General features: G+C 73.3%; 19 protein-coding genes. 11 read left to right on the forward strand and 8 right to left on the reverse strand.

The features are described from left to right. Positions 1 to 1,288: aromatic amino acid ammonia-lyase (locus tag AB0H81_RS24595; protein WP_358378814.1), on the forward strand; the 1,288-nt coding region annotated here is incomplete at its 5' end. A gap of 9 nt (positions 1,289 to 1,297) precedes the next feature. On the opposite strand, the gene AB0H81_RS24600 is transcribed toward AB0H81_RS24595, so the two are convergent. Beyond that, the gene (locus tag AB0H81_RS24600) at positions 1,298 to 2,131 is read right to left on the reverse strand and encodes an alpha/beta hydrolase (RefSeq protein WP_358378817.1); all 834 of its coding nucleotides are present in this window, start codon (positions 2,129 to 2,131) and stop codon (positions 1,298 to 1,300) included. A 64-nt stretch (positions 2,132 to 2,195) separates the two neighbouring features. On the opposite strand from AB0H81_RS24600, the gene AB0H81_RS24605 reads away from it, so the two are divergent. Further along, entirely contained in the window at positions 2,196 to 2,816 is a 621-nt protein-coding gene (locus AB0H81_RS24605; protein ID WP_358378820.1) for a TetR/AcrR family transcriptional regulator, read from the forward strand. A gap of 76 nt (positions 2,817 to 2,892) precedes the next feature. Here the strand turns inward: AB0H81_RS24605 and AB0H81_RS24610 are convergent, their stop codons facing one another. Further along, a complete protein-coding gene (locus tag AB0H81_RS24610) occupies positions 2,893 to 3,465 on the reverse strand; it encodes an NADAR family protein (protein ID WP_358378823.1) in 573 nt (190 codons plus the stop codon). Between the two features lie 170 nt (positions 3,466 to 3,635). On the opposite strand from AB0H81_RS24610, the gene AB0H81_RS24615 reads away from it, so the two are divergent. Next, entirely contained in the window at positions 3,636 to 4,418 is a 783-nt protein-coding gene (locus tag AB0H81_RS24615; protein WP_358378826.1) for a phosphotransferase, read from the forward strand. A 61-nt stretch (positions 4,419 to 4,479) separates the two neighbouring features. Here the strand turns inward: AB0H81_RS24615 and AB0H81_RS24620 are convergent, their stop codons facing one another. Then, a complete protein-coding gene (locus AB0H81_RS24620; RefSeq protein WP_358378829.1) occupies positions 4,480 to 5,952 on the reverse strand; it encodes a glycoside hydrolase family 6 protein in 1,473 nt (490 codons plus the stop codon). Positions 5,953 to 6,153: 201 nt separating this feature from the next. Between AB0H81_RS24620 and AB0H81_RS24625 the strand changes: the two genes are divergently transcribed. After that, complete coding sequence (locus tag AB0H81_RS24625; protein WP_358378832.1) at positions 6,154 to 7,065, forward strand: SMP-30/gluconolactonase/LRE family protein; 912 nt, start codon at positions 6,154 to 6,156, stop codon at positions 7,063 to 7,065. Positions 7,066 to 7,075: 10 nt separating this feature from the next. On the opposite strand, the gene AB0H81_RS24630 is transcribed toward AB0H81_RS24625, so the two are convergent. Beyond that, positions 7,076 to 10,324, reverse strand: coding sequence for a GH92 family glycosyl hydrolase (locus AB0H81_RS24630; protein WP_358378834.1), 3,249 nt, complete (start codon positions 10,322 to 10,324; stop codon positions 7,076 to 7,078). A gap of 194 nt (positions 10,325 to 10,518) precedes the next feature. Here AB0H81_RS24630 and AB0H81_RS24635 point away from each other — a divergent pair, with 194 nt between their 5' ends. Together AB0H81_RS24635 and AB0H81_RS24640 are read left to right on the forward strand one after the other, a co-directional pair. Then, on the forward strand, positions 10,519 to 11,961 hold the full coding sequence (locus AB0H81_RS24635; protein ID WP_358378837.1) for a carboxyl transferase domain-containing protein: 1,443 nt from the start codon (positions 10,519 to 10,521) through the stop codon (positions 11,959 to 11,961). Between the two features lie 25 nt (positions 11,962 to 11,986). Next, positions 11,987 to 12,211, forward strand: coding sequence for a DUF5988 family protein (locus AB0H81_RS24640; protein WP_358378840.1), 225 nt, complete (start codon positions 11,987 to 11,989; stop codon positions 12,209 to 12,211). Positions 12,212 to 12,289: 78 nt separating this feature from the next. Here the strand turns inward: AB0H81_RS24640 and AB0H81_RS24645 are convergent, their stop codons facing one another. Continuing rightward, positions 12,290 to 15,145: an AAA family ATPase gene (locus AB0H81_RS24645; RefSeq protein WP_358378843.1), complete on the reverse strand. Its 2,856-nt coding sequence runs from the start codon at positions 15,143 to 15,145 to the stop codon at positions 12,290 to 12,292. A gap of 126 nt (positions 15,146 to 15,271) precedes the next feature. Further along, positions 15,272 to 17,092: a 2-isopropylmalate synthase gene (locus AB0H81_RS24650; protein WP_358378846.1), complete on the reverse strand. Its 1,821-nt coding sequence runs from the start codon at positions 17,090 to 17,092 to the stop codon at positions 15,272 to 15,274. Positions 17,093 to 17,499: 407 nt separating this feature from the next. On the opposite strand from AB0H81_RS24650, the gene AB0H81_RS24655 reads away from it, so the two are divergent. The 3 genes from AB0H81_RS24655 (at position 17,500) to AB0H81_RS24665 (ending at position 20,303) form a co-directional block, all read left to right on the forward strand. Beyond that, positions 17,500 to 18,486 (forward strand): UbiA family prenyltransferase, encoded by a 987-nt coding sequence (locus AB0H81_RS24655; protein WP_358378849.1) that lies wholly within the window; start codon positions 17,500 to 17,502, stop codon positions 18,484 to 18,486. A 529-nt stretch (positions 18,487 to 19,015) separates the two neighbouring features. Continuing rightward, positions 19,016 to 19,657 (forward strand): sensor histidine kinase, encoded by a 642-nt coding sequence (locus AB0H81_RS24660; RefSeq protein WP_358378852.1) that lies wholly within the window; start codon positions 19,016 to 19,018, stop codon positions 19,655 to 19,657. Continuing rightward, entirely contained in the window at positions 19,638 to 20,303 is a 666-nt protein-coding gene (locus AB0H81_RS24665; RefSeq protein WP_358378854.1) for a response regulator transcription factor, read from the forward strand. The genes AB0H81_RS24660 and AB0H81_RS24665 overlap by 20 nt, the downstream gene beginning before the upstream one ends. Here AB0H81_RS24665 and AB0H81_RS24670 read toward each other — a convergent pair. Then, positions 20,279 to 21,241 carry an aldo/keto reductase gene (locus AB0H81_RS24670; protein WP_358378857.1) on the reverse strand — a complete coding sequence of 321 codons (963 nt, stop codon included), beginning with the start codon at positions 21,239 to 21,241 and terminating at the stop codon, positions 20,279 to 20,281. The genes AB0H81_RS24665 and AB0H81_RS24670 overlap by 25 nt on opposite strands. A 283-nt stretch (positions 21,242 to 21,524) precedes the next feature. Between AB0H81_RS24670 and AB0H81_RS24675 the strand changes: the two genes are divergently transcribed. Both AB0H81_RS24675 and AB0H81_RS24680 read left to right on the forward strand, forming a co-directional pair. Next, positions 21,525 to 22,223: a 4'-phosphopantetheinyl transferase superfamily protein gene (locus AB0H81_RS24675; protein WP_358378860.1), complete on the forward strand. Its 699-nt coding sequence runs from the start codon at positions 21,525 to 21,527 to the stop codon at positions 22,221 to 22,223. Next, positions 22,220 to 23,056 (forward strand): TIGR03621 family F420-dependent LLM class oxidoreductase, encoded by an 837-nt coding sequence (locus AB0H81_RS24680; RefSeq protein WP_358378863.1) that lies wholly within the window; start codon positions 22,220 to 22,222, stop codon positions 23,054 to 23,056. Before AB0H81_RS24675 ends, AB0H81_RS24680 begins: the two co-directional genes overlap by 4 nt. On the opposite strand, the gene AB0H81_RS24685 is transcribed toward AB0H81_RS24680, so the two are convergent. Then, entirely contained in the window at positions 23,037 to 24,479 is a 1,443-nt protein-coding gene (locus AB0H81_RS24685; RefSeq protein WP_358378866.1) for an NDP-hexose 2,3-dehydratase family protein, read from the reverse strand. The genes AB0H81_RS24680 and AB0H81_RS24685 overlap by 20 nt on opposite strands. Between the last annotated feature and the right edge of the window lie 13 nt (positions 24,480 to 24,492).

Genomic DNA, 24,492 nt, shown 5'->3' on the forward strand with positions numbered 1-24,492 from the left:
GACGTACGCGGTGGACAGGTCGGGCCGGGGGTGCCGGCCGAACGCGTCGCGGATCTTCTTGACCGTCGCCTGGTGGCTCTCGATGGACGACCTGCTGCGCAGCCACGCGTGCGGGGCCGGGCCGCTCGTCCCGCCCGAGCGGGCCAGGGCCATGCTGGCGGTCCGGCTCAACCAGCTCCTGGCGGGCGGGTCGGGGGTGGACCCGGCGGTGCTGCCGGTGCTGGCGCACGCGGTCAACGCCGGGTTCACGCCGCCGGTGCGCACGTACGGGGCCATCGGCACCGGCGACCTGACGGCCCTGGCCACGACGGCGCTGTGCCTGCTCGGCGAGCTGCCCTGGCGCGGCCCCGAGCAGCCCGAGGCCGGGGCGGCCACCCGGGAGGCGGAGGGCGGTGCCGTGGCGGACGCGGACGCCGCCCGTGTCGGTCCCGCGCCGGTGTTCGCGCTGGCGCCCGAGGACGCGTTGCCGTTCATCAGCTCCGGGGCCGCCACCCTGGCCGACGCCGCCCTCGCCTGCCATCGCCTGCGTGAGCTGCTCGACGCGGCGGTCGGCGTCGCCGCCCTGTCGTTCGCGGCGGCCGGCGCCTCGGCGGAGCCGCTGGCGGCGGCCGTCCAGGAGGCCCGCCCGCACCCGGGGCAGGCCGCCGTCGCCGAGCGCCTGCGCGCGCTGCACGCGCCCGGGCCGCCCGCACGCGTCCAGGACCCGTACGGCTACCGCGCCTTCGCCCCGGTCCACGGGGCCGCGCTGGACGCCCTGGGCAGGGCCGAGCGCGCCGTCGAGACCGACCTGAACGCCGCCACCGAGAACCCCCTGGTCTCCGGCGCCCTCGCCTGGCACAACGGCAACTTCCACTCGGCGCCCGTCGCCCTGGCGCTCGACGCGCTGCGCGCCGCCCTGGTCCAGACGGCGCAGCTCGGCACGGCCCGGCTGGCCACGCTGATGGACCCGGCGTACACGGGCGGGCTGCCGTTCCTGGCCGACCGTCCCGGGGCGTCGGGCGCGATGATCCTGGAGTACGTCGCCCAGGACGCCCTGGCCGAGCTGCGCCACCTGGCGAACCCGGTGACGACCGGCACGGCGGTGATCTCCCTGGGCACGGAGGACCACGCGGGGTTCGCCACCCAGGCGGCCCGCCAGGCGCTGCGGTGCGTGGAGCCGTACGAGATCGTCCTGGCCTGCGAGCGGGTCGCCGCGACCCGCGCCCTGAACGGTCCCGGCCCCGACCGCCCGCTGACCGGCGACCTCGACGCGGCCCTGTCCGCCCTCCGCGCACCCGTCACGCCCTGACGCCCTGACTCATTCGGACAGGAAGTCGCGGAGGGCCTTCACCAGCGCCTCCGGGCGGTCCTCCGGGATGAGCGTGTAGCTGTCGGCGATCTCGACCAGCCGCGCGTCCGGGAACAGCCCGGCCAGCCTGCGGCCGTGCTCGCGCGGCATCAGCCGGTCCTCCGCCGCCCAGACCACCAGCACCGGCCGGTCGAACCCCCGCATCCGCTCCGCCCAGCCGAGCAGCACCTCCTTGCCCGGCGTGGACCGGATGTAGGCGGCCAGGTCGCGGCGGATCGCCGGGTCCGTCGCGGCCGGCCGGAACCAGCCGTCCATGACCTCGTCCGGGACCGGCCGCTTGCTCATCCATCCCCAGCCGCCCGGGGCGCGGCGCATCGCCCGCAGGCGCAGCGCCTTCATGGTCAGCCAGAGGCCGCCGGGGATCCGCGCGGCGGCGGCGATGGTCCGGCCCGGCAGCCCCGGCGGGTAGTTGTCGAACGCCTCGCACGCCGTGAGCACCAGACGGCCCACCCGCTCGGCCCGGCCCTCGGAGACGAGCACCTGCGCGCCGCCCCAGTCGTTGAGGACGAGGGTGACCTCGCGCAGGCCGAGCCGTTCCAGGAACTCGCCCACGAGCAGCGCGAGGCCGCGCAGCGACAGGTCGGCGCCGGGCCGCATCGGCCGCCGGTGGCTGCCCAGCGGCAGAGTGGGCAGCACGCACCGGTACTCGCCCGCCAGCTCGGGGACGACCTTGCGCCACACCGTGGAGTCGATGGTCAGCCCGTGCAGGAAGACGATGACGGGCAGGTCGCCGCCGGTGTCCGCGTACTCGACCACTCCCGCGCTCAGCTCGATCTCCGGCATGCCCGCCTCCGCCCGTCGCTGATGATCGTTCTTGATAGATCGATCTAGCGATAGAGTAGCGACCATGAACGCGGGGCCCGCGACGGGGAGACCGTCCACCAAGGAACGCATCATGAGCGCCGGCGCCGAGCTGTTCCGGCGGCAGGGCTACACCGGCACCGGACTGAAGCAGATCGTGGCCGAGGCCGACGCGCCGTTCGGCTCGGTCTACCACTTCTTCCCCGGCGGCAAGGAGCAGCTCGGGGCGGAGGTGGTGCGCACCTCCGGAGCCGCGTACGGCCGGCTGTTCACGGCCGCCATGGACGGCGCGCCCGACCCCGTCACGGGCGTCCGCGACTTCTTCGCGGGCGCGGGGCGCACGCTGGTGGAGACGGACTACGCCGACGCCTGCCCGATCGCCACCCTCGCGCTGGAGGTGGCGAGCACGAACGAGCCGCTGCGCCATGCCACCGCCGACGTCTTCACCGGGTGGATCACGCTCGGCACGGCCGCGTTCACGAAGACGGGGATCGGCGAGCGGGAGGCGCGCGAGCTGACGATCGCGTTGCTGTCGGCGCTGGAGGGCGCGTTCGTGCTCAGCAGGGCGCTGCGCAGCACCGAGCCGCTGGAGGTCGCCGGCGAGTCGGTCGCCGCCCGGGCCTCCGCCCTGCTCGCCTCGCCGGCTGCGCCGGACACGACGGCCTGAACACGCCGCGAGGGCTGAACGCGCCGTGAGGCCAGAACACGCCGCGCCCGGGAACGCCGGACGGACGGCGCCTCCGTCAGGTGCCGGCGGCGAGGGTGTCGCGTACGGTCATCAGGGCGAAGCCGAGCAGGTTCGTGCCCTGCCACGTCGACGGGGACGCGGCGCGCCCGTCGCCGGCCGCCAGGCCGATGCCCCACACGCGGTCGTTCGGGGCCGCCTCCACCAGGACGCGACCGGCCGTGCCCGCCAGGAAGCGCCCCAGGTCGTCATGCTGCCCGAACTTGGCGAGGTTGCCCCGGACCACGATGTCGAAGCGGTGGGCGTTCCACTTCTCCTCGTCGAAGTGACGCACGGTGCGGCCGAGCTTCTTCGCCTCGCCCGGATGGCTCGCGGCGAGGATCGCCGAGGCCACCTCCTCGTCGCCGAACAGCCACGCCTTGTGGGCCATCATGTAGTGCTCGGCCGAGGCGAACGTGTGCCCGCCGGAGGTGAAGGCGGCCGGCCACCACTGCGACAGGCAGCCGGGACCGGCGCCGCCGTCCCGGGCCGGGCGATGGCCCCAGAAGTAGAGGTAGCGCAGGGGACGGCCCGCCTGCTCGGCGGCGACGGCATCGTCGAGGGTGCGGGGGAGGGGGAGAGGGGCGGACATGGTCCTCGCCGTGACACATCCGCCGGCCGGCGGTCGAGCCGATATCCGGCCCGGGAGAAGGTCCATGTCCGGCCCGGGTGAGGGCCGATGTCTCCGGACCCGGCGGCACCCGCATCCGGTGGGCGGAAACGCGATGGCGGGTGGTGGGCGGGGTCTGGTTCCGTGGGGGCATGGGGACGACGGCACGGCGGAGGTGGGAGGAACTGCCCGCCGGGCTGCGGCGCGAGGTGGCCCGGCGGCTCGGGGGAGAGGTGCGGGGGTTCGGCGACCGGCCGGGTGGCTTCTCGTACGGCGTGCTGGGCGTGGCCGAGATCGGCGACGGGGGCGGGCGGGTGTTCGTCAAGGCCGTGCCCGGCGAGGACGGGGACGGTTACCGGGAGGAGGCGGTCGTCGCGCGGGCCCTGCCCGTCGCCGGGGTGCCCACGGTCGCCGGGCGGATGGCCGGACGGTGCGAGACGTGGCGGGCGCTGGCGGAAGGCGGCGTTCACGCGCCGCTGACGGCTGCTGGGCTCGGGGCGTGGGAGCGCGGGAGCCTGGACCGGCTGGCCGGCGTCGAGGGGCGGTGGGCCGGTCTGGTGACCGGTGACACGCTGCTCCACTTCGACCTGCGCCACGACAACGTGCTCGTCGCGCCCGGCGGCACGGCCCGTTTCGTCGACTGGGGCCGGGCGTGCCTGGGGCCGGGCTGGGTGGACCTGATGTGCCTGCTGCTCCTGTCGCGGGCGGACGGCGTGGATCTGGAGGAGACGTTCCTGGCGCATCCGCTGGGGAGGGGCGCGCCGCCTGACGCGGTGGACGCGTTCCTGGTGGCGCTGGCCGGTTACTGGACGCACACGGCCGCGCTGCCGGGGCCCGCGCACGCCCCGCACCTCCAGGGACGCCGTGAGCGGTCCCGCGCGGCGACGATCGGGTGGCTGCGCCGGAGGTGGGGGCGTCCAGGCCGGGCCACCTGAGCCATTCCGGAGGCGCCCGCCCCGAAGGGCGGGCGCCGCTGGTCGTGAGGGGAGGAGAGGGTCAGGTGCCGTCGATGAGGCGGACGGCGATGGCCGGGCTGAACTGGCCGGCCGGGACGTCGGGCGCGATGCCGCAGTTGCCGTCCGAGTCCCCGGGCACCTTCACCCACAGCAGCATCTCGGCCGCCCCGCCCACCTGGGCGGTGACGCCGAGCTTGCGGCCGGCCGGGTTGCACCACTCCTTGTTGGAGCCGTTGCCGTTGCGGCTGGTGTCGATGACGAACTTGGCGGTGCCGCCGAGCGCGGAGTTGACGGCATTGGCGTAGGTCGCCGACTCGCTGGTGGTGTAGTAGTTCGAGACGTTCACCGAGAAGCCGCGGATGTTGCGGACGCCCGCGTTGGCCAGGCGCGTGGCCATGGTGCCCGCAGCGACCCAGCCGGAGTTGCCGCCGTCGAGGTAGGCCCACGTGTTGGTGGCCTTGTCGCGGAACTGCTGGGTGGCGTACGTGAGCATGCGGTTGCGCTCCTGGATGGCCGCGTCGCTCATGCAGTTGAAGTCGCCGAGGCTGTCGGGCTCGATGACGACGACCGCGGGGCGGCTGCCGACGGCCGAGGCGAACGCGGAGATCCACGTCTTGTACGCGGCCTCGCTCCCGGCGCCGCCGCCGGAGTGGCCGCCGCAGGCGTCACGCCCGGGGATGTTGTAGGCCACGAGGACGGGCAGCTTGCCGGCCTTGTCGGCGGCGGCCACGTAGGAGGACACGGCCGAGCCGATGTCGCTGTTCCAGTTGCCGAACCAGCGGGCCATCGGCTTGGACGCGATGGCGGACTTGATGCGGGCGGCGCGGGAGTCGCCGGAGTTGTTGCGCACCCAGGTGGCCGGGTTGGAGTCGGGGTCCACGTAGAAGCCGTCGGTCTGGGCGAGCGGGCCGGAGCCGGGCTTCGGGGTGCTGGTCGCCGTCGACGTGGGCGTCGGCTTGGGGGTGCTGGTCGCCGTGGTCGTGGGCTTGGGGGTGGGGGTGGAGGAGGACGCCTCGGTGAGGGAGACGTTGTCCACGGAGAACGTGAACCCGGCGTTGGCGCCGAGCTGGAAGGACACCTGCCCGCCGGTCGTGGCGAGGGTGGAGGTGAAGGGGAAGCTGAAACGCTTGCTCGTGGTGCCGAGCGAGAAGGTCTTGGTGAGCGTCCGCGTGTACGGCGAGGCGGCGAGCTGCACGGTGGTGACGGCGCTGACCGGGGCCGTGGCGGAGGCGTCGAAGGAGAGCGTGTAGGCCTTGCCCTTGGTCAGGCTGATGGCGTTCTGGCCGATCATGGCGTCCCAGGCGTTGGCGGTGCCGCCGGTCACCTTGACCTGGAGTCTGCCGCCGGTGACGGCCATCGAGGTGTTGGCCGAGTTCCACCACGGCGTGGTGCCGCCGGCGAAGGTGCCGTTGACCACGAGCTCGGCCGCCGCAGAGGCGGGCATGGCGGCGGCGGCCGTGGCCACCGTCGCGGCCGAGGCGGTGATCGCCAGCACGCGGGTTAACAACCGCATCTATTCGTCCTTTCGGGCGATGCAAGCACGGAGATCCAACTATCACAGGAGATCAATGATCAAGTGACGAAATGTCGGAACTTCGGTCAGGGCGTCCGTCGGGGGTCCGCACGCCGGACAGGGGTACGTACGCAGGCCGGAAGGGGTTCATACGGCCCGGAAGGACGGGTAGGAATGATCCACGCTGAGGAGGTTCCAGGCATGGATCTCGTACCACTCGAACTCGAGGCGCTGGATCCCCGGGTCGCGGCCATCGGCGGCGACCGGTGGCTCGAACGCCTCCACCGGGGCACCCGCTGGGCCGAGGGCCCCGTCTACTTCCCCGCCGGCCGCTTCCTCGTCTGGAGCGACATCCCGAACGACCGCATGCTGCGCTGGGACGAGCTGACCGGCGCCGTCGGCCCGTTCCGTGAGCCGGCCGGCTACACCAACGGCAACACGCTCGACCGCGAGGGCCGGCTGGTCTCCTGCGAGCACGGCGCCCGCCGCGTCACCAGGACCGAGCACGACGGCCGCGTCACGGTGCTCGCCGACCGGTGGAACGGGAAACGGCTCAACAGCCCCAACGACGTGGTGGTGCGCTCCGACGGGTCCGTCTGGTTCACCGACCCGCCGTACGGGATCCTCAGCGACTACGAGGGGCACCGCGCCGACCCGGAGATCGACGGCTGCCACGTCTACCGGATCGACCCGGTCACCGGCGCGACCCGCGTCGTCGCCGACGACTTCGCCCGGCCGAACGGGCTGGCGTTCTCCCTGGACGAGAGCCGCCTCTACATCGCCGACACCGAGCGCAACCACGTGCGCGTCTTCGACGTCGGCGACGAGGGCGGCCTGTCGGGCGGCAAGCTGTTCGCCGAGCACACCGGCAGGGGCGGCTTCGACGGGCTGCGGCTCGACGAGGAGGGCCGCGTGTGGGCGTCCGTCGGCAGGGCGATCCACTGCTACCACCCCGACGGCGCGCTCCTCGGCCGGATGATCCTGCCGGAGGAGACCTCCAACCTCGTCTTCGGCGGTCCCAAGCGCAACCGGCTGTTCGTGACGGCGACGACGTCCCTCTACTCGATGCTGCTGAACGTCAGAGGAGCCCGCCCGGTGTGGGCGGGCTCCTGACGACAGGTGGCTAGGCGAACGCCCAGGCGAACAGGTGCACCTCCCCGTCCTCGGGCGTGGAGAACGTCACGCTCTTGACCGTCTTGGCCGGGTCCAGCGCGATCGGCTGCGCCGCGAACACATGCGTGCCGATCGGCTGCAGCGCCCACGACCCCCAGAACAGCCGGAACGGCGCGCTGGCCACGACCTCGTTGCCGAACGCGGGCTGCGCCCCGCCGAAGTCCAGGATCCACTCGCTGAACCCGAGCTTCCCGGTACCGGTCGAGCCGTCGGTGTAGGTGATCGTCACCTCCGTCTCGGGCCAGCCGTTGACCCCGGCGCCGAGGAAGGCCAGCTTGGTGGCCCCGGCGGGCGCGGCCATCTCGATGGGCCGGGTGCCGGGCCGCAGGTTGTCCACCTGGCCGGGCTTGCGGTCCGGCCAGGTGAAGGTGAAGCCCTTCCAGGCCACCGTGGCGCCCGGCTTGAGACCGGCGTCGGCCAGCGAGTGCGCCGGGTAGCTGAAGCCCGGCCCGTCGATGTTGGCCTCGTCGGGCCCGGCCACGTCGCCGATGCCGGCGTTGTTGTGGTACCAGGCGATCGTGCCGCGTCTTGCCACGTTGAGCCGCGTGCCGGCAGTCAGGTCGCCCACGCTGCTCCCCGCCGCGTCGGCCACGCTGACGGGCACGGTCACCAGGTCAAGCCCCGCGCCGGCGGCCACGGAGATCCGCACCTTCACCGCCGCGCGGCCACCGGCCGGCACGCTGAGCGTCCCGCTCGCCGGTGACACCGTGATCCCGGCGGGCGGCTTGGCCTGCCAGGTCACCGTGGCCGCCGCGCCGAGCGACTGGACCGACAGCTCCGCGTCCACCGCGCCGCCGGGCTCGACCGGCGCCGCGCCGGGGGTGAGCCCGGCGAGGTACGGCTTGGAGCCCTGACCGAACGACGGGGGCGCGTTGCGCGGGTCGGCGCCGAACGAGGGGTTGGGCCACGCGCCGAGCGTGAAGTCGAGCCGCCCGCCCTGCGTCGCGAACGACTCGGGCAGCCACGCCCTGCTCGTCGCGACGCCGTTCACGCGCAGCGTCTGGATGTAGCGGTTGGCCGCCGCGTTGGGGGCGCTGACCACGATGTCGCCGGCCGGCCGGGAGACCGTGACCTTGTCGAACAGCGGCGTGCTGACCAGCAGCTCGGCCCGGCCGGGGATGGCCGGGAACAGGCCCATGGCCGACCAGACGTACCACGCGCCCATGGTGCCGAGGTCGTCGTTGCCGACGAGCCCGTCGGGGCCGGACTTGAACAGCTCCTGCTGCACCCGGCGCACCACGTCCTGCGTCTTGTACGGCTGGCCCGCCCACGCGTACAGCCACGGCGACTGCAGGGCGACCTCGTTGCCCAGGTAGGCGTACGGCTCGCGCGGGCCCGCGTTCAGCGTCTTGAAGTACTCGTCGAGCCGGGGGACGACCTTGCCCAGGCCGCCCATCGCGGCGAACAGGCCCTGCGGGTTGTGCGGCACCATCCAGTGGTACTGGGCGCCGTTGCCCTCCATGTAGACGTCCGGCGCGGCCGGGTCGAAGGGCGCGGTGAACGATCCCTCGCCCATGCGCGGCTGGATCCACCCGTTGCCCGGGTTGTAGAGGTTCTGCCACGACTGGGCGCGCTTCATGAACTCCGTGGCCGTCGTCTGGTCGCCGAGCCGGCCGGCGAGCTGCGCGATGCCGAAGTCGGCGACGGCGTACTCCAGGGTGGACGACGGGTCGGACGGCACGTAGCCCTTGGCCATGTAGTCGGCGTTGCCGGGCCGCTCGTCGTACTGCGCCTCGGGGTGGCCGATGTCCTTCGCGCCGACGCGGCGGGCGGCCTCGGCCATCGCCTTCAGCGCCGGGCCCGCGTCGAAGTCGCGCGCGCCGAAGGCGTACATGGTGGACAGGATGCTGTGGTACGGGTCGCCGACCATGACGCCGGTGACGGCCGTCTGGTGCGACCAGCGGTCCCAGACGTTGCCGATCGCCTGGGCGTTGTCGTACATGGACTGCGCGATGTCGGCGCCCACGTCGGGCGCGAGCAGCGCGAGGAGCTGCGCCTCGGAGCGGTAGATGTCCCAGCCGGAGAACGTCGCGTACTGGTGGTGCCCGGGCCGCACGGTCCTCGGCTTGCCGTCGAAGCCGGTGTATGTCCCGTCCGCGTCCTCGAAGACGTACGGCTGGAGCAGCGCGTGGTACAGGTTGCTGTAGAACGTGCTGCGCTGGTCAGCGGTGCCGCCGGCGATCCGCACCTGGCCGAGCCGCCTGTCCCAGACGGCCGTGGCCTCCTGGCGGACCTGGTCGAGGGTCTTGACGCCGATCTCCTTGCCGAGGTTGTTCCGCGCGCCGTCGATGCTCACGTACGACAGGCCGACGCGCATCTGCACCGGTTTGGCGGGGTCGAACTCCAGGTACGCCCCGGAGCCGGGCCCGTCGACGGTGACGTCCTCGCCGGTGACCAGGTCGGCCCGGGCGCGGGCCCTCGAGGCGTCGTCCGTGGTCTGCGTGCCCGGCCGCACCTCGTCGTTCTTCCACGTGCCGTACCCGGTGAACGGCTGGTCGAAGGTGGCGTGGAAGTACACCTTGTAGCGCAGGGGCGGGCCGCAGAAGCCGCCGGTCTTGATCCAGCCCTCGACCGTGTTCCGGCCGACGCGGGTCTCGCCGTCGTCCACGCCGTTGATGGAGCCGCTCGTGTTGAGCAGCAGCGTGGCGGGCTTGCCCTGCGGGAAGGTGAAGCGGGCGAGGCCGGCACGCGCGCTGACCGAGATCTCCGTGGAGATGCCGGTGTCGAGCGTGCTGCTGTAGAAGCCGGGCGTGGCCTTCTCGTTCTCGTGCTTGTACGTCTGGACGTAGTCCATGCCGTGCGTGGCGGGGGAGCGGCCGATCTTCCCGGAGAAGGGCATGACGGGGAAGTCCTGCGCGCCGTTGCAACCGGGCCCGGAGATGTGGGTCAACGAGAAGCCGCGCAGCCGGTTGTCCTCGTACCGGTAGCCGCCTCCGGCGCTCTCCACCGTGTCGGGGCTCCACTGCATCATGCCGAACGGCAGGACGGCGCCGGGGAACGTCATGCCGCCGCCTCCGCCATGACCGAAATCGAGCGCCGCCTCCTTCGTGCCGTGGAACACGTTGACCAGCCCCGCCGGGTTGATCACGCTGCCCGTGTCGCCGTCGTCGGCGGGAGCGCGCGGCGGGGCGCCGGGCGGCAGCGCCAAGGCGGCGAGCAGGACGGAGACAGTGGATACGGATAAGGACCACGGGGACATGCGGGCCTCCAAAAAGCGGTTTGCCACATCGAAACGCCGACCATCGGAGGGGGTCAACGAGCAGAAACGACGGCCAGAGCCTGCCAGTGGCGCGGGCCCGCCAGGAGACCGAATAGGGGTTGGCGCGCCCCCGGGACCGTTGGCACATTCGCAGGAGATCCCCATGTCGCACACCAGCCGGAGGAGAACCCGCGATGACTGTCTCGCCCCCGGTCCCGATCAGCGACTCCCCGGACTCCCTGCTCGACGCCCGGGCGCCCGAGGCGCGACTGGGACGGCTGCTCGACCCCGGCTCGGCCGTGCCGCTCCACGACGACGACGGCAGCGGCGTCCAGGCCGTGCACGGGCTGATCGACGGGCTGCCGGCCGTGGCGTTCTGCACGGACGCCCGGCTGATGGGCGGCTCGCTCGGCTCGGCGGGGGCGCGGCGGATCGTCGAGGCCATCGACACGGCCGTCCTGCACGGCTGTCCCGTGATCGGCCTGTGGCACTCGGGCGGCGCCCGGCTCGCCGACGGCGTCGAGTCGATGGACGGCGTGGGCCGGATGTTCGCCGCCATGACCCTGGCCTCGGGCGCGGTGCCGCAGATCTCCGTCGTGCTCGGCCCCGCGGCCGGGGCCGCCGCCTACGGGCCCGCCCTCACCGACGTCGTCATCATGGCGAGGGACGCCCGGATCTTCGTCACCGGGCCGGACATCGTGCGCAGCGTCACCGGCGAGCAGATCGACATGGCCGGGCTCGGCGGCCCCGACACCCACGGCCCCAGATCCGGCGTCGCGCACGTCACGGTCGAGGACGAGGACGAGGCGTACGCGCGGGCGCGCCGCCTGGCCGGGTTCTTCAGCCGGCCGGGCACGTTCGACCTGACCGCCCCGGCCACGCCCGTGCCCGATCCGCGGGCGCTGCTGCCCGAGTCGCCGCGCCGCGCGTACGACGTGCGTCCCCTCGTCCACGCCCTGCTCGACCGCGACGCCGGCGGGCCCGTCTTCGAGGAGCTCCAGCCGCGCTGGGCGGCCAACGTCCTGACCGGGCTCGGCCGGCTCGCCGGGCGGACCGTCGGCGTGCTGGCCAACAACCCCATCCGCAAGGGCGGCTGCCTCGACTCGCTGTCGGCCGAGAAGAGCGCCCGGTTCGTGCGCATGTGCGACTCCCACGGCGTGCCGCTCGTCGTGCTGGTGGACGTCCCCGGCTACCTGCCGGGCGTCGACCAGGAATGGGGCGGCGTCGTACGGCGCGGCGCCAAGCTGCTGCACGCCTTCGCCGAGTCCGTCGTGCCCCGCGTCACGCTGATCACCCGCAAGGCGTACGGGGGCGCCTACATCGCGATGAACTCCCGCTCGCTCGGCGCCACCGCCGTCTTCGCCTGGCCGGACGCCGAGGTGGCGGTCATGGGCGCCGAGTCGGCCGTCGGCGTCCTGCACCGTAAGCGGCTGGCCGCGGCGCCGGAGCACGAGCGCGAGGGGCTGCGCGCCGTCCTCACCGAGGAGCACCGCCGGATCGCGGGCGGCGTGGAGCGGGCGATGGCGCTGGGCGTGGTCGACGAGGTCATCGCGCCGGAGACCACGCGCCTGCGGCTCGCCGAGGCGCTGGCCCGCGCGCCGCGGGCCCGGGGGCGCCACTCCAACATCCCCTTGTGAACCCTGCCGTCCACCAGGAGGCACCATGTCCCACACCGTTTCCCAAGACATCACCGCCGTCCTCGTCGGCGGGCCCGAACACCTGCCGGTGGACCGGCGCGTGCAGCGGGTCAGCGCCGGCACCGACACGGTGAAGCTGCCGCACGGCGCCGGCTACGAGCACTTCCGGCACCGCGGCGAGAGCACCACGGTCGACGGCGGCGACGCGCTGGTCTTCCAGTGGGTCATGCACACGGCCATCGCCGAGTGACGCGTGTGCCGAGGCCCCGCCGGGTGCATCATCCGGCGGGGCCTCGGCGCGCGAGCGGCGCCTCGTCAGTGCGGCGGGTCACGCCTGGCGGCTCATCAGGTCGGCCGGCAGCTCGGTCCGGCGGGTGACGTTGAGCTTGCGGTAGATCCTCGTCAGGTGCTGCTCCACCGTGCTGACCGTGATGAACAGCTTGCCGGAGATCTCCCGGTTGGAGTAGCCGTCGGCCGCCAGCGCCGCGACGCGCCGCTCGGCGTCGCTCAGCACGGGCCGCAGCCCGGCCGGCTCGGCCTCGCCCCCGTCGCCGTCCTCGCCGGGCGTGAGGTCCGGGTCGAGGACCGTGATGTGGCACTCGTCGGCCAGGGCGCGCGCCCGCCGCCCCACCATCCACGCGCGCCGCAACTCGCCCATCGCCCGGTACGCCTCCGTGAGGTCGCCGAGCGTCCTGGCCAGCTCGTACCGGTCGCCGCTCGACTGGAGCAGCTCGGCCGACTGGCGCAGCACCATGACCCGGTGGCGCGGCTCGCCGGTGGCGGCCAGCAGCCGCAGCCCGGCCCCGTGGACCCGGGTGGAGCGGCGGTCGCAGCGGGCGAGCTGGTCCTCGACGAGCTGGCGCGCCTCCTCCGGCTCCGCCAACTGGATCAGCGTCTCGGCGACGTCCAGCCGCCACGCGATGAACCCTGGCGCGTCCAGCGCCCACGCCCTCATCAGCTCGCCGCACAGCCGCAGGTCGCGCAGCGCCTGCCGGGGCTGGCCGGCCATCAGGTGGAAGCGGCCCCTGCCGTACAGGTAGTGCAGGCCGAACCGCGTCTCCAGCATCGCCTCCGGCACCGGCCGGTCGGCCTGCGGCAGGAACTCCTCGAAGCGGCCCATGGCCGCGCCCGCCAGCAGCAGGCTGCCGAGCGGCCCGCCGACGGCCACGCCCCAGCTCCCCGGCGGGATGATCTCAAGGGCGCGGCGCGCGTCGTCCACGGCGCCCGCGAGGTCGCCCCGCCGCAGGTCGATCTCCGCGCGGATCGCCGACAGCCGCGCCTGCCGGCTGGGGGCGTGGCGGGAGGCGGCCTCGGCGATGAACGCGTCGCACCACGGCGCGGCCCGGTCGGCGCGGCCCGTGTAGGTGAGGGTGAGCAGCGCGCTCTCGACCGTGTCCATGGACATCTCGTCCAGGCGGCAGCCGCGCAGCACCCGCTCGGCGGTGGCCGCCGGCTCCTCGGGGCACTCGCCGGCGAGCGCGCGGGCCAGCGCCCCCGCCGACTCCAGGCGGCGGCCGACGCTGAGCGAGTGCGCCGCGCCGCTGGCCTGCTCCTCGCTGAGCACGGGCAGGTGCGGCAGGAACGACGGGTAGCTGCTGCGGAACCAGGCGCGCGCCGCGGCCAGCTCGGCCACCGTCTCGCGGTCCGGCTCCCCGAGCTCCGCGAGGCGGGCGAGGACGTCCTTGGCGTCGGCGTCGTGCCCGTGCCACAGCAGCGCCTTGGCCAGCACCACGGCGTCGCCGCCGCCCAGGTTGCCGTTGCGCAGGGCGGTGGCCAGCTCGGCCAGGTGACCGGCGGGGGTGCTCGGGTTGATGCGCCACTTGGCGCGTACCAGCGTGGTGGTGATCCGGGCGCGGCGCCGCTCGTCGGCGCACGCCTGCCAGGCCAGCTTGAGGTACTCGATGGCGGGCTCCACGTCGCCGTCGCGCAGCGCCTGCTCGGCGGCCTCCTCCAGCACGGGCAGCGCCCACGGCTGAACGGCGTGGCCGGCCTGGAGGAGGTGCTCGGCCACGACCGCCACGGGGGCGCCGTCGTGGTAGGCCAGCTCGGCGGCCCGGCGGTTCAGGCGGGCGCGCTCGGCGCCGTCCAGCCCGGCCAGCACCGCGCTCCTCGCCGCCTCGTGCCGGAACCGGCCGCCGTCGAGCAGCCCGGCCCCGGCCAGCGCCTGCTCGGCCCGGGCCGCGTCCGCCTCTCCGTAGGAGCGCTCGCCCCGACCCCGATCAGCCGGTCGCGGGTCGCGGTCCGGCTCGCCCCCGTTGAGCCGGTCCCGCCCGCCCGCGTACAGCCGGTCCTGTTCGCCGGCGTCCGTGTCGGTACGGCGGAGCAGGCGGGCCGCCCCGCCCGTGGTTCCCGCGACGGCCAGCGCGCGGGCCATGAGCAGCGCCTCCGGCCCGGCGCGGTGCAAACAGGCGACCACGGCCTCGCCGTACCTGTCGCCCGGGGCGCCGCTCTCCTGGAGGTCCTCCAGCGCCGCGTCCACGAGGAGCCGGTTGCCCCCGCTCACCTCGTGGCAGCGCGCCGCGTACCGGGCCGCCGCCTCCTCGCCCGCCAGCCCCGCCACCCGCTCGGCGACCCCCTGCTCCGTGAGGTGGCCGAGCCGCACCTGCCGGCAGTGCGGCTGGCGCAGCACCTCGGTGTGCAGGAGGCTCGGCAGGCGGGCCTGATGGCCGGGCGTGCCGAACACCAGCATGATCCGCGCGTACTTCACCCGGCGCGCCAGGTACGCCAGGCAGAGCTGGGAGGCGCGGTCGGCGAGGTGCATGTCGTCCACCGCGACGACCAGCGGGCAACGCTCCGCCAGCTCCAGCAGCACCGTGCAGAGGGCGTCCACGATCTGGACGTCCACGTGCTCGATCACGTCGGCGCGCGGGTCGCTGGCGAGGTGCGTGCGCGCGCCCTCGTGCAGCAGGCTCAGCGTGGTGGCCCGGTGCTCCTCGGTCATCGGCGCGTTGTGGAGGAGCTGCGACAGCACCCCCAGGGGCAGGTCGCGCTCGGCGCGCGAGCCCATGGCGCTCAGCGGGAGCGCGCCGTGCTCGAACGCCTCGTCGGCGAAGCCGTACAGCAGGCGGCTCTTGCCGGTGGCGATGGCGCCCGTGACCAGGGCGATCCGGCCGCGGCCGGCCACCGCCTCCTCCAGGAGCCCGTGCAGCAGGGACATCGCCCGCCGCTCGTCGTCCACGGCCATGATGGCCCTCCTCGGGTGTCGTCGGTGGTGGGTGGCTCGCGGCCGGTCGGTGACCGGCGTCGGAAGCTGCCGGTCGGTGACCGGCGTCGGAAGCTGCCGGTCAGTGGCCGGCGCTGGAGCACGCGGTCAGTGGCCGGCGGGTTCCAGCGGTCGCCGCCTGGCGGTGCGGCCCGGGTGGCCGGCGGTGGGGTGCGGCTGCGCGGGTTCGAGGCCACGGGCCGGGAGATCGCTGTCCTCGAAGGCGTGGCCTGGCGCGGCGGCGAGCAGGCGGGCGCCCGCGGCGCGGACCGCGGCGTACGCGGCGGCGGGCACGTCGCGGCCGATGCCCGCGCCCCAGGCCACGGCGGAGCCCGCCGCGCACTCGGCGTAGATCACGACCGCCTCCGGGCGGCGGCCGCCCAGTGCCGGCCGGTCGGGCGTCATCCGGTGCTCGTCCAGTGCCGGCGCGGTGCGGTGGACCGCGCGGACGTCGATGCCCCACGGCGCGAGCACCGCCCCGATCGTGCGGACCGCGTCCGCGCGCGCCCCGCTGACCTCGAACCCGCCGTCGACGTACAGCGTCGCGGTCACGGGCGCGCCGCCGGCCGGCAGCGGCTCGGCCGGGTCGCCGCGGTGCAGGTACTCCTCCTCGAACAGCGCGCCGATCCGGCTCGGCGACAGCTCGCCGCCCTCCGCGTCGGCCCGCGCCTGGACGCGCCTTGCCAGGTCGGCCTGCAGGCCGCGGGGCAGGTTCAGGCCGTGCCAGGCGCTCATCACGTACGCCACGCCGCCCTTGCCGGACTGGCTGTTGATCCGCACGACGGCCTCGTAGGTGCGGCCCACGTCGGCCGGGTCCACCGGCAGGTACGGCATGCGCCAGGGCAGGTCGGCGGCGGTGACGCCCTGATCGGCGGCGCGGCGTTCGAGGTCCTCGAAGCCCTTGTTGATGGCGTCCTGGTGCGACCCGGAGAAGGCGGTGTAGACGAGGTCGCCGCCGTAGGGGTGGCGCGGGTGGACGGGGAGCTGGTTGCACAGCTCGACGGTGCGCCGGACGGCGTTGATGTCGGAGAAGTCGATGCCCGGGTCGACGCCGTGGGAGTACATGTTCATGCCGAGCGTGACCAGGCAGACGTTGCCCGCCCGCTCGCCGTTGCCGAACAGGCAGCCCTCGATCCGCTCGGCGCCGGCCAGCAGGGCCAGCTCGGCGGAGGCGACGCCGGTGCCGCGGTCGTTGTGCGGGTGGATCGACAGGCACACGTGCTCCCGGCGCGACAGGTGCCGGTTGAGCCACTCGATCTGGTCGGCGAAGACGTTCGGCAGGGAGCGCTCGACCGTGGTCGGGAAGTTGAGGATGATGCCGCGGCCCGGACCGGGCTGCCAGACGTCCATGACGGCCTCGCAGACCTCCAGCGAGAAGTCCAGCTCGGTCTCGTTGAACAGTTCGGGGGAGTACTGGTAGCCGAGGTCGCAGTCGCGCAGCGTCCGCTCGGCGTGCTCCATCATGACCCGCGTGGCCCGTACCGCGAGGTCCTTGCAGCCGGCCCGGTCGAGGTCGAAGACCACCCGGCGGAACAGCGGCGACGTCGCGTTGTAGATGTGGATCATGGCGCGGGGCGCGCCCCTGAGGCAGTCGAGGGTGGCCCGGATCAGCTCCTCGCGGGCCTGGGTGAGCACGGTGATCCGCACGTCGTCCGGGATGCGGTCCTGCTCGATGAGCAGGCGGACGAAGTCGTGGTCGTCCTGGCTGGCCACGGGGAACCCGACCTCGATCTCCTTGTACCCCATGGCCACGAGCAGGTCGAACATCATGAGCTTGCGCTCGGGGCTCATCGGCCGGGCCAGCGACTGGTTGCCGTCACGCAGGTCGGTGGACAGCCAGCGCGGCGCCGAGGTGATGCGCCGGCTCGGCCAGGCGCGGTCGGTGAGGTCGAGGGGAGTGAATCCGGTATAGCGTTCGGCACCCTGCATCGTCGGATTTCCTTTCCAGGAACACGGCTCCGCGGACATGGCTCGTCAGGAGGATCACAACGGTGAATCGCGGCGGGGGCAGCGGGTCTTCCGCTTTCGCCGGCCACGAGGCTAGAGTGCGAATTCTGGATTACCAGACGGTGAACGATGTGGATCGGGCCGGTCATAATCTCGTGCGATGGCCCTGAAGGTATAGGGGTCGCCGGGGCCCGGCAAGACGGTGAACCACGAGTTCAGGGGCGGATATCCAGGGGGAGTACGACCGGGTATCGAAAGGCGTATCCCCCGCTACACCTTTCGGGTTACTCCCTTAACCGGGCCCCGCTCCCGAGGTCACAATCCGGGCTATGGCCGCTTCTTGGACATCTCCGGCCCCTCGTTCCCTTCTCTTTCTCGCCGGCGTCCGCATGCCGCTGCTGTGCGTCGCCGAGGCCCGTCCCGGGGTGCTCGCCGTGTCGGCGCTGCGCTATCTCGCGGGGGTGGCGCTCGTGCTGCCCGCCGTCCCGGCCCCCGACCCGCTGAAGATCCTGCAGGGCGGGCTCGCGTGGGTCCTGTCGATCTTCGCCGTCTACCTGTTCAACGGTGTCACGGACGTGGCCGAGGACCGGATCAACGGGTCCGGCCGGCCGATCGCGCGCGGGGAGCTCGCCCCGCGGGCCGCGGGCGTGGTGGCCGCGGTGGCGGGGGCGGCGTCGCTCGCGGTGACGGCGGGTCTGCCGCACGCCATGACGTGGATCATCGCGGCCAACCTGGTGCTGGGCTTCCTGTACTCGGGGCCGCCGCTGCCGCTGAAGGACAGCTGTGGCGGCACGGTGGCGGTGCTGTGTCTGTCGGGGCTGCTGTCGTACCTGGCGGGAACCGTGGTGGCGGGCTCGGCCACGGGACAGTTGGTGGCGGGCTCGGCCACGGATGAGTTGGTGGCGGGCTCGGCGGTGGTGGTCCACGTGGTGCCGCTTTCGCCGTCGCTGGTCGTGTTCGCGGCGGCGGCCACCTGCTGGATGGTGCTCGTGGGCGTGCCGGCCAAGGATCTGTCGGACATTCCGGGTGACACGGCGGCGGGGCGGCGTACGCTCGGGGTGCTCCTCGGGGAGCGGCGCTCGCGTCAGGTGATGGTGGCCGCGGCGCTCGGGGTGCTGGTCGCGTTCGGGCTCGCGGTGGTGTTGTTGCGGGTGCCTCTGACGGCGGTGCTCGCGGTCATGGCGGCCGGGGTCGTGGCTGTGATGCTGGCCGGAAGGAGGGCCGGAACCGATGGGGGGACTGACGCCGGAACACTTGCTCCGGGAAAGCGTACAGGTAGTGCCGGTCGTGGCGCGCGTCGCCGCCCTTACCGGGCATTCATGCTAACGCAGCATCTACTACACATTACCCCTCTTCTGACTAATATATGGCCATAAGTGTTGCATTAGTGTGCCCGCTGCGCGATGCTAGGGTCACTCGTGCACTCCCCATGGCGGAGGGTGGACCTTGGACGCGGCACACGGGGCGGCGGAGGATCCGGCGAGATTCGTCGAAGCATGTCGCGAAGAAGTCCTGACGGAATTCGAAAGCGCACTCAGGGGCGGCGGAAACGCGCCCTTCGCCGATTCCGTCGCGCGCGGTCAGGCCCTGTCCACCGCCCGTTACGTCTTGGACGACGTCGCCGCCACGCTGCGCGCAGGAAAGATACAGATAAGTAGTCTTTCCAAATTACACGCCTGGGAGGTCGGGAATGCCCGGGCAGCCGGCGGCGTCCATCCCAAAACGTCACTTGAGGCGGGCTCACTTTTCTTCAGGATAGCGCTTTCGCACCTGGCGCGACATATCTTCGCCGAATGTGGTGCGTCACCCGAGAGATTCCTGCTGGCCGCCACCGGTCTTGAGGCGAGCCTGTCGCGCCGCATCCGCGAGGCCGCCGACAGCTACCACGGGTTCCTGCTCAACCAGGTGCACGAGGCCCAGGAGGACGAGCGCCGCCGGATCGCCCGCGAGCTGCACGACCGCATCGGCCACGGCACGAGCGTCGCCCACCAGCAGCTCGCCCTGTCGGAGGCGTACCGGGCGACCGACCCCGCCCGCGCCTCCGCCAAGATCGTGGTGGTGCAGCAGGCCATCCAGGAGACCATGGACAACCTGCGCCAGATGACCTCCCAGCTGCACCCGCAGACCCCGGTGAAGAACCTGGAGAAGTCGCTGCTGGACTTCCTGGAGGCGGTCGGCGACGACTCGGTCTCCATCGCGTTCGACGTCAACGGCGACGAGTCGTGGGTGGGCCCGCACGTGCTCGACGAGGCGTTCCTCATCCTGCGCGAGGCCGTGCGCAACGCGCTCACCCACGGCGACCCGACACTGATCCTGCTCAAGGTGGACATCGCCCCGCACGAGCTCGTCGCGCGGGCCCGCGACAACGGGCGGGGCTTCGACCCGGCGAACGCGCGCGAGCGCGGCGGCGTGGGCCTCACCTCCATGCGCGAGCGCGCGGAGCTGCTCGGCGGTACGGTGACGGTCTCCAGCGAGCCCGGCGGCGGATGCCTCGTCGAGCTGTACATCCCACTCAGAGGACAGGCCGGTGGACCGGACGACGCCTAACCCCATCTCCGTCGCCTTGGTGGACGACCACACGCTGTTCAGGGAGGGCCTGCGCGAGATCCTCGAGTCCTTCGGCGGCATGGACGTCGTGGGCGAGGCCGGCGACTCCGGCTCGGCGATCGCCCTGGTCGAGGACACCGAGCCCGACGTGGTGCTGCTCGACGTGGAGATCCCCGGGGACGAGGTCACCGAGACGGTGGCCCGGATCCGGAAGCTGTCGCCCGAGACCCGGATCATCATCCTCAGCATGTACGACGGGCCGCAGCTCCTCACGCGGCTGCTCGCGGCCGGCATCCGGGGCTACCTGCACAAGAGCGTCCACCGGGACGAGCTGATCGCGGCCGTGCGCAGCGTGTACGAGGACCAGTCGAGGCTGGTGCTCGCGGTCTCGCGCAGCAGCCTGGCCCACGTGGAGGCGCCGACCGGCGGGGTGCTGTCGGACAAGGAGGTGGAGGTGCTCCAGCTCGCCGCGCAGGCGCTCAGCAACGGCCAGATCGCCCGCCGCCTGGGCCTGGCCGAGGCCACGGTGAAGCGGCACATGCGCAACATCTTCCTGAAACTGAACGCGGTCTCGCGCATCGACGCGGTCAACAAGGCGCTCGCCGGCTCGCTCATCCTGCCTCAGACCAGGGGCGACGGCGACTGATTCCAGTCGTCGAGGGGAAAGACGCCGGCCAGCTTGTCGCGGACCTCGGACGGCAGCTCGACCGCCGAGGCGGCGAGGTTCATCTCCAGGTGGACCTGGCTGCGCGTGCTCGGCACCGGCACCGTGTGCTCGCCCTGCGCGAGCAGCCAGGCCAGCGCGAGCCGCCCGGCGCTCAGGTCGAGCTGGGCGGCAACGGCCTCCAGCGCCTGGAGCCCGGCGCAGTGGCGGCTCTGCTCGGGCCCGAAGCGGGGATCGTCGTGGCGCCAGTCGCCCGGCTCGAAGCGGGCGTCCACCCGGACCCGGCCGGTGAGGAAGCCCCGCCCGAGCGGGCGCGCGGCCACCAGCGCGATGCCCAGCTCGCGTGCCTCGGCGATCAGGTCGGGGTCGGCGTAGCGGCCCCACACCGAGTACTCGACGCCCAGGGCGGTCACCGGGTGGACGGCGTGGGCCTCGCGGAGCTGCCGCAGCGTGCCGTTGGTCAGCCCGATGTAGCGGATCTTCCCGGCCCGCACCAGGTCGGCCAGGCGCCCCATGCTCTCCTCGACCGGCGCGCGGCCGTCGCGGCAGTGCAGGTAGTACAGGTCGATGCAGTCGGCGCCGAGCCGTTCGAGCGAGGCGTCGCAGTCGCGTTCGAGCGCGTCCGGGTCGTCGTCGTGGCGGACCCGGCCGTCCGGCCCCAGGGCGCGCACGCCGCCGCGGGTGCTCACCACCACCTCGTCCGTACGGCCGGCCAGGGCCCGCCCGATCAGTCGCTCGACCCGGCCCTCCGCGTAGAAGGCGGAGGTGTCGAGCAGGGTCACCCCCGCGTCGAGCGCCCTGCGGACCAGCCGGTCGGCCTCGCCCTCGTGCGCCTGGCCGTAGGCGCCGGCCAGGGCGAGCGAGCCCAGCCCGATCGAAGAGACGACCGGCCCCGTCCGGCCCAACCTCGTGTAACGCACCGAAATCCCTCCGTGCGCCTTTCCCGGCCACCGGCTCCGATCGGGGACCGGAAAATCGGGAACGAATGCAGGTCTTGCGCGAGAGACCAGGCGCGGTGTCGATTAGCGAGCTTCAGGTGTTACCCAATAGTAGGGGAAGCTCCGGCATGCGCAACGTCCACGACCCCTATTGAACCCCTTAAAAGGCCGCATCGACCCATAAAGAGTTTTGTTGGCCTTTTGGGTTATTAGCCTCATTGGCTACTGTGCGGGTGTTCCGTGCTGACGGTCGTCAGGAGGTCGTGTGATCGAGAAGATCCTGCCCGCGACCGTCAAGGCATTCGAGGCCTTCAACGACCCGCCGGAGGCGGCCCTCTTCCCCGAGGAGGCCGAGCTGGTACGCCGTGCCGCCGACAAGCGCCGCCGCGAGTTCACCACGGCCCGCCACTGCGCCCGCAAGGCCATGGAGCGGCTCGGCGTGCGGCCGGTGCCGGTTCTCAGCGGCCCGTACGGCGAGCCCTGCTGGCCGCACGGCACCACCGGCAGCATCACCCACTGCGCCGGCTACCGCGCCGCGGCCGTCGGCCCCTACCCCGCGCTCATCGGCATCGACGCCGAGCCGGACGCCCCGCTGCCCCCCGGCGTGCTGGAGGCCGTCTCCGTGCCCAAGGAGCGCGACATGATCCGCCGGCTCGGCGAGCGGCACCCGGGCACGTCCTGGGACCGCCTGCTGTTCAGCACCAAGGAGGCCGTCTACAAGGCGTGGTTCCCCCTCGCCGGGCGATGGCTGGACTTCCAGGACGCCGCCGTCACCGTGGACCCGCTGCGCGGCACGTTCACCGCGCACCTCATGGTCTCGGGGCCGCGCTGGCAGGGGGAGCGGCTGACCGGCTTCACCGGGCGCTGGACCGCCGGGCGGGGCCTGCTGCTCACCGCCATCGCCGTGGCCGGGACGCCCCGGACCGCCGCCGCGGGGGGCCACCGGGCGGGGGCGCGGGCATGAGGTTCGGGGTGGTGCTCATCAGCGAGGGCGGCACGCGCGCCCAGTGGACGGCCACCTGTCGCCGCGCCGAGGCCCTCGGCTACGACGTCATTGCCGTGCCCGACCACCTCAACCTGATGGCGCCGTTCCCGACCGCCCTGCTCGCCGCCGAGGTCACCGAGCGGCCCGTCATCGGCACGTACGTGCTCAACGCCTCCTTCCACCGGCCCGCGCTGCTCGCCCGGGAGGTGGCCACCGTGGACCTGCTCATCGGCGGCCGGCTGGAGCTGGGGCTCGGCACCGGGTACGTGCGGGAGGAGTTCGAGGCGGCCGGCCTGCCGTTCGGCGCGGACCACCGCGTACGGGCCCTGGAACGGCTGGCCGGCGAGCTGGACAAGCTCCTGGACGGCCGGATGCCGCCGCTCATGGTCGGCGGCCACGGCGACCGCGTGCTGCGCCTGGCCGCGCGGCGCGCCGGGATCGTCAGCTTCACCGGCGCCCCGTTCCGCCCCGAGTACGGCAGGACGGCCCTCGTGGACGCGCGCGAGCTGACCCGGCGGGTGGCCTTCGCCCGGCGGGAGGCCGGGCCGCGCGCCGCCGACCTGGAGCTGAACGTGCTGTCCAAGGCCACCGTGCTCACCCGCGACCGCCGGGCCGGCGTGGAGAGCCTGCGGCGCTACGCCCCCGACCTGACCACCGAGCAGCTCCTCGAGGTGCCCACGCTGTTCGCCGGCACGCCCGAGGACATCGCCGAGCAGGTGCGCCGGCACGAGAAGACGTTCGGCTTCACCTACTTCACCGTGATGGAGCCCGCCATGGACGACTTCGGCAAGGTCATCGAACTCCTCCGCTGATCAGCGGCACCCGGGGCTCGTCCCATGCCGGGGACGCGGGGCCGCGGGCCAGGGCGTGCAGGCAGGCCGTCAGGCTGCGGGCCTCCACGTTGAGGTAGTAGCTGTGCCGCAGCAGCTCGTCGATCTGGTGCAGCGCGAGCCAGCGGAACCCCGGGTGGCCCGGCAGCGGGTCCTCGTCCGTCTCGACCACGACGTAGCGGTTGCGGGCGTGGAAGAACCGGCCGCCCTCCTCCGACAGGACGGTGTCGAACCGCACCCGGCCCGGCGCCGCGCCCGCCAGGGCGTCCAGCACGAGGTCGACGAGCGGCGGGCGGGCCGCCGGCGGCAGGTGGTCGTAGTTGCCCGGCGTGCACTGCACGGTCGGCGCCAGCTCCACCACGTCGGTGTAGCCGGGGTCGACCCGTGCGCGCATCAGCGCGTGGACGACCCCGCCGATCCGGCGGACGAGGAACGCCACCAGGCCCGTGCCGACCGGCGCGAGCATCGGCTGCGACCAACCGGCCACCTCCCGGCCACGCGCCTCCACCCGCACCCCGATCACGTCGAAGAAGCGGCCCGACTCGTGCGAGATGCGCCCGCCCGACCGGCGCCAGCCGCGCACCCGGTGGAGGGGCATCAGCGCGGCGCGGACGTCGGCCGTGGAGCGGACCCCGCTGAGCCAGCTGAGGATCTCGCCCAGCTCGTGGCGGGCCCCGCGCGAGGCGTCGCGGGAGCGGGCCACCGCCGCCGCGAAGCCGCCGGCGGGCTCCGCGCCCGGCTGGGGCGGCAGGCAGGACAGCACGGTGCGCGCGTCCATGTTGACCCGGTCCGGCACCGCCAGCAGCCCGTACACCCGCGCGAGTGGCAGCCACCGGAACCCCTCGGCCGCCCGCACGTGCTCCGCCACCTCGACCACCATGTTGCGGTTGCGCTTGCGGTAGAACCACGCGCCCTGCTCCGACTGGCGCGTGTCGGCCAGCACCCGGCCGCGCGGCTCGCTGAAGAGGTCCAGGTACGGTACGGCCCGCCCCTGGTGGACCCGCGTGTAGTTGCTCCGCGTGGCCTGCACCGTGGGCGACACCTGGGGGCCGTCGGGATTGCCGGGCTCGTTCTTGGCCTGCATCAGCACGTACGGCACCCCGTCCACCCGCTTGAGCAGGATGCCCAGGATGCCGGTCTCGGGCTGGTTGATGATGGGCTGGGTCCAGGCCGGCACCGGTTCGCCGGGACGGCGGACGTCGAGCCCCTCGACGGTGAAGAAGCCGCCGCTGTCGTGCCGCAGGTTGCCCGTCGCCGGGTCCGTGTGCCAGCCGGGCAGCTCCTCCAGAGGCAGCCGCGCCACGTCCATGGAGGTGTGCCCGGCGACCTCCTGGAGCCAGTCGTGAACGTCGATGATGGCAGGCTCCTCACCCCGGGTCCTGTCGTCCGAGGCCGAAGCTGTCATGCGCCGCGGGCAC

The sequence above is a fragment of the Nonomuraea sp. NPDC050691 genome (assembly GCF_040654455.1).
Classification (GTDB): domain Bacteria; phylum Actinomycetota; class Actinomycetes; order Streptosporangiales; family Streptosporangiaceae; genus Nonomuraea.